Origin of the sequence: Halapricum sp. CBA1109, assembly GCF_009741825.1 — an archaeon.
In the GTDB taxonomy this organism is placed as follows: domain Archaea; phylum Halobacteriota; class Halobacteria; order Halobacteriales; family Haloarculaceae; genus Halapricum.
The window spans coordinates 1-4,938 of sequence record NZ_WPCA01000174.1 but is presented as its reverse complement, the minus strand read 5'-3'; the positions used below and the strand labels follow the sequence as shown (position 1 = coordinate 4,938).

Genomic DNA, 4,938 nt, shown 5'->3' with positions numbered 1-4,938 from the left:
GTCGAGTTCCACGACACCGTCGCATCGACGAACACGCTCGCCCGGGAACGCGCCGAGGCGGGCCGGCGCGACCACTCGTTTGTCGCCGCCGAACAGACCGGCGGCCGCGGCCGACTCGACCGCGAGTGGGCTTCCCCCCGCGGCGGCCTCTGGCTGAGCGCCGTCCTCGGCCCCGAGTGCCCGCCCGCCGAGGCCCCCCGTGTACACGCTCGCGGCCGCCGTCGCTCTCGTCCGCGCGCTGGACCCCCTCGATGTCGACGCGTCCATCAAGTGGCCCAACGACGTGCTGCTGGAAACCTCCGCGGGCCACCGGAAGGTGGCCGGCGTCCTCACCGAGATGGCGGGCGAACACGACCGCGTGGCGTGGGTCGTCCTCGGCATCGGCTGTAACGCGAACGTCGATCCGGAGACGCTTCCGCCCGGGGCGACCAGCCTCGCCGAGCAGGCCGGCACAGTCGACCGCCGGGCGCTCGCCCAGCGACTGCTGGACGCCCTGGACTCCCTCCGCGGGCGGCCCGACGCAATCCTCGACGCGTGGCGCGAGCACGCTCGAACACCCGGTCAGCGGGTCCGCGTCGAGACGCCGCGGGAGACGGTGGTCGGCGTCGCCCGCGACGTGGAGAGGCCCGGGACGCTGGTCGTCGAGACGGACGACGGCCGGACGGTCCGGGTCTCGACCGGCGACTGCGAACACCTCCGCCCGGCAGACTAACTCCCCGGGAAGAGGTCCGCGCCGTCGACGGTGTCGTCCGCGTCCCCGTCTTCATCGTCGTCGTTTCGTGTCCCGTCCTCGGTCCGTTCCTCGTCGTCCCGGTCGGTCGTATCCTCCCGAACCATATCCTGCTCCGGCGTGTCCTGCCGGTACGGCGATGACACCCGTCCGCTGTCTCGCTCGGCCGACACCGACTCGTCGGTCTCCGGCGACTGGACCCCCACCCGTGGCTCGTTGGGGTCGTCGTCGCGCGGTTGCTCGGGCCCAGTCCGCTTTGCTGACCCGCCACGCCCGTCCGTCTCGCCACCGTCGTCGACGAGGGTCGACTCGCCGCTGTCGGCGGCCTCCTCGGTCCCGAACGCCCGCAGACACTCACGGAGGTCCGCGGTCGCGTCCTCGTAGTCCGAGACGATGGCCGACTCGTCGTCCAGCACGTCATCGAGAGCCGACAGCGTCGCGTCCGTCCGCTCCCGGAGGTCCGCCGGGACGTTGTCGTACTCCGCGAGCAGGGTTTCGGCGCGCTTGCGGGCCCGCTTTGCGTCGTTTCTCGCCCGGACGCGGGCCCGGCGTCGCTCGTCCTCCTCGGCGTGAGCGCGGGCCTCGGCGCGCAACTGCTCGACCCGGTCGTCGGGCAGGCCGATGGAACCGTCTAGCGTGACGCCGCTCGCCGCGCCCGAGGCGGCGTCCTCGGCGGCCACGTCACGATGCCGTTCTCGTCGATGCGAAACTGCACGTCGATATTGGGCGCGCCGGCTGGCGCGGGCGGGATGTCAGAGAGCGTGAACTCACCGAGGAACTCGTTCTCCTCGGCGACGGCGCGTTCGCCCTGAAAGACCCGAATCGTCACGCGGGTCTGGTCGTCCTCGGCGGTCGTGAACGGTTTGGATTCGACGGTCGGGATGGTCGTGTTCGCGTCGATTATCGGCTCGAACAGCCCGCCCTGTACCTCGACGCCCAGCGACAGCGGCGTCACGTCCAGTAACACGAGGTCGTCGACGGCTCCGCCGATGACGCCCCCTTGGACGGCCGCGCCGAGTGCCACCGCCTCGTCGGGGTTGACCGTCGTCTGTGGCTCGATGCCTGTTATCTCTGCGACGCGGTCGCGGACCATCGGCATCCGCGTCGCGCCGCCGACCAGCAACACCTCGTCGACGTCCGCGCGGGTGATCGGCGCGGACTCGATGACCCGTTCGGTCGGTTCGACGACCCGCTCTAAGAGGTGTTCGGTCAGTCCCTCGAAGGTCGCGCGGTCGAGCGTCCGTTCGAGGTGGAGCGGCCCGGCCTCCGTCGCGGTGACGAACGGCAACTGGAGGTCGGCGTCGGGGGCCGTCGAGAGTTCGACCTTGGCGGCTTCGGCCTCGGTCTTGAGCCGCTGGAGGGCCTCCCGGTCCTCGCGGAGGTCGATACCGTGGGTCCGCTGGAACCCCTCGGCGGCCCAGTCGATGATCGCCCGGTCCCAGTCGTCGCCGCCGAGGTCGGTGTGGCCGTCGGTCGCCAACACTTCGTAGACGTCCGGCGTCAGTTCCAGAAGCGACACGTCGAAGGTGCCGCCGCCGAGGTCGAACACCAGCACGTACTCCGTGTCGGGCTCGTCGTCCAGTCCGTAGGCCATCGCCGCCGCGGTCGGTTCGTTGACGATGCGTTCGACCTCGAACCCGGCGATCTCACCGGCGTCTTTGGTCGCCTGGCGCTGGCGGTCGTCGAAGTACGCCGGGACGGTGATCACCGCACGGTCGAAGTCGGTGCCGGCGTGGGCCTCGGCGTCGCGCTTGAGACGCTGGAGCAACAGGCCGGAAATCTCCTCGGGCGTCCGCTCGCGGCCGCCCAGCGAGACGGTGAACTCCCGGTCGCCCATGTGCCGTTTGACCGACTCGACCGTCGACTCGGGGGCTTTTATCGCCCGGTTTTTGGCCGGTCGGCCGATGCGGAAGGTGCCGCGCTGGTCGTCGTAGGAGACGACCGACGGCGTCGTTCGTTCGCCCGACTCGTTCGGCAGGACCGACGGCTCCCCGCCCTCGAACACCGCGACGGCGGAGTTGGTCGTCCCCAGATCGATCCCCAGAATCCGCTCACCACTCATCTTGGTTGACGTTGATCGGCGCCGGAATAAAAATGGTCGGGAGGTGCGCTGTCGACGGCCTACGCGACTAACGGCGTCCGCAACGCGGCGCCACAGGCCGGACACCCATCGTGAGCCTGGTGAAACGTGCGCCCACACGACGGGCAGACGTGGTCCCCCCCGCGGTTCGGGAGCGTCCCCGGGTGTTCGAGTGCGTGTACCACGGCGGTGCTGAGGGTCATTGTCTCCCCAAGCTAGTCATTCACACTCCCGTGTGATCAAGTTACGCATCTGTCAGAATCGGGACCGGCGGGGCCGCCGTTCGCCCGGGCACTGAACTTTAGTAGCGGCCAGTGCAACCGCACAACGAGATGGATATCGAAAACGAGGCCGAGGAGCTCGCCTCCGCTCTCGGCGCAGACAAAACGGAGGTCAAACGCGACTTGGAGAATCTGGTGTCCTACAGCGTCCCGCTGGAGGAGGCCAAACAGAGCTTGCGGCGGAAGTACGGCGACGGCGACGGCGCCAGCGGCGGCGCCGAACCCGAGAGCAAGGACATCGCCGACGTGGACACCGACGATTCGAGCGTCACCATCACGGGTCGTCTGCTGACCGTCGGCAAGCGCTCGATCAGGTATCAGGGCGCCGACCACACGATTTTCGAGGGCGAGATAGCTGACGACTCCGGCAAGCGCTCCTACACCGCGTGGGAGGACTTCGGACTCGGAGCCGGCCAGACGATACGGGCCGGCAACGCCGGCGTCCGCGAGTGGGAAGGGGAGGCCGAACTCAACTTCGGCGAGTCGACCAGCATCGAGACGCTCTCGGAGACGCTCGACGTGGCCTACCCCGTCGGCGGCGAGGCCGACTTGATCGACCTCGAACCGGGCGACCGCGGCATCACCGTCGAGGTGCAGGTCCTCGAATGTGAGTCGAAGGTCATCGACGGCCGCGACGGCGAGACGGAGATTCTCAGCGGCGTCCTCGGCGACGAGACGACACGGCTGCCCTTCACGGACTGGGACCCCCACCCATCTATCGAGGAAAGCAACTCCGTCCGCATCGAGGACACCTACGTCCGGGAGTTCCGCGGCGCGCCCTCGATAAACGTCTCGGAGTTCTCGACGGTCACGCCGCTGTCCCGGACGGTCGAACCGAACCAGGACGCGCCGTCGATGTCGGTCCGCGAGGCCATCGGTGCCGGCGGGATGTTCGACGTGGAACTCACCGGCAACGTCATCGAAGTGCGGGACGGGTCCGGCCTGATCGAGCGCTGTCCGGAGTGTGGCCGCGTCACCCAGAACGACCAGTGCCGGAGCCACGGACAGGTCGAGGGCGTGCCCGACCTCCGGACGAAGGCCATCCTCGACGACGGCACCGGCACGGTGACGGCCATCCTCGACGACGGGATAACCGCCGACATCTACGGCGGTGACGTCGCGGACGCACAGGAACACGCCCGCGACGCGATGGATATGACCGTCGTCGCCGAGGCTATCGCCGAGACCATCGTCGGCCGGGAGTACCGCGTCCGCGGGACGCTCTCCATCGACGAGTACGGCGCGAACCTCAACGCCTCGACGTTCGCCGAGGCCGCCGACAACCCGGCCGACCGCGCGTCCACCCTCCTCGCGGAGGTGGAGCAATGAGCGCCGACGAGGGCGACGACGGCGGGCCGGGCAACCGCGAGGTGGCCTACCGCCTGTTTGCCGCGGAGTTCGAGGACGCCGACTTCTCTTATGCCGAGAGCGACGAGGAACGCGCCCCAAACTACGTCGTCACGCCGACGGGCGCGCGGGTCAACCGCCTGTTCGTCGTCGGCGTCCTGACGGAGGTCGAGTCGGTCGGCGAGGACATCCTCCGGGCGCGCGTGGTCGACCCCACCGGCGCGGTGGTCGTCTACGCCGGCCAGTACCAACCGGACGCCCAAGCCTTCTTCGAGCGAGCGGAGCCGCCGGCGTTTCTCGCCGTCTCCGGGAAGGCCCGGACGTTCCAGCCCGAAGACAGCGACGTGATATACACCTCGCTCCGGCCCGAGAGTGTCAACGAAGTCGACGCCGAGACGCGGGACCGCTGGACCGTCCGGACGGCCGAGCGCACCCTCGACCGCATCGGGACGATGGCCGCCGCAAAGCAGTCCGGCGCGACGGGCGACGCCCTCCGGGCG

General features: G+C 69.5%; 2 protein-coding genes and 3 pseudogenes. 4 read left to right on the top strand and 1 reads right to left on the bottom strand.

The annotated features are described in order from the left end of the window. Both GJ629_RS17685 and GJ629_RS14320 read left to right on the top strand, forming a co-directional pair. A pseudogene (locus GJ629_RS17685) lies at positions 1-129 on the top strand (biotin--[acetyl-CoA-carboxylase] ligase); the annotation flags it as partial. A 70-nt stretch (positions 130-199) separates the two neighbouring features. After that, complete coding sequence (locus tag GJ629_RS14320) at positions 200-712, top strand: biotin--[acetyl-CoA-carboxylase] ligase (protein ID WP_370515922.1); 513 nt, start codon at positions 200-202, stop codon at positions 710-712. A gap of 182 nt (positions 713-894) precedes the next feature. On the opposite strand, the pseudogene dnaK reads toward GJ629_RS14320, so the two are convergent. Continuing rightward, positions 895-2,792, bottom strand: a pseudogene (gene dnaK, locus GJ629_RS14315) (molecular chaperone DnaK); the annotation flags it as partial. Between the two features lie 350 nt (positions 2,793-3,142). Here dnaK and GJ629_RS14310 point away from each other — a divergent pair. Next, a complete protein-coding gene (locus GJ629_RS14310) occupies positions 3,143-4,420 on the top strand; it encodes a Single-stranded DNA binding protein (RefSeq protein ID WP_157513638.1) in 1,278 nt (425 codons plus the stop codon). Next, positions 4,417-4,938, top strand: a pseudogene (locus GJ629_RS14305) (RPA family protein); the annotation flags it as partial. The gene GJ629_RS14310 and the pseudogene GJ629_RS14305, both read left to right, overlap by 4 nt.

Excerpts from the sequence above, each read along its gene's own strand:
- GJ629_RS14310 (WP_157513638.1), top strand. The coding sequence starts at position 3,143 with ATGGATATCGAAAACGAGGCCGAGGAGCTCGCCTCCGCTCTCGGCGCA.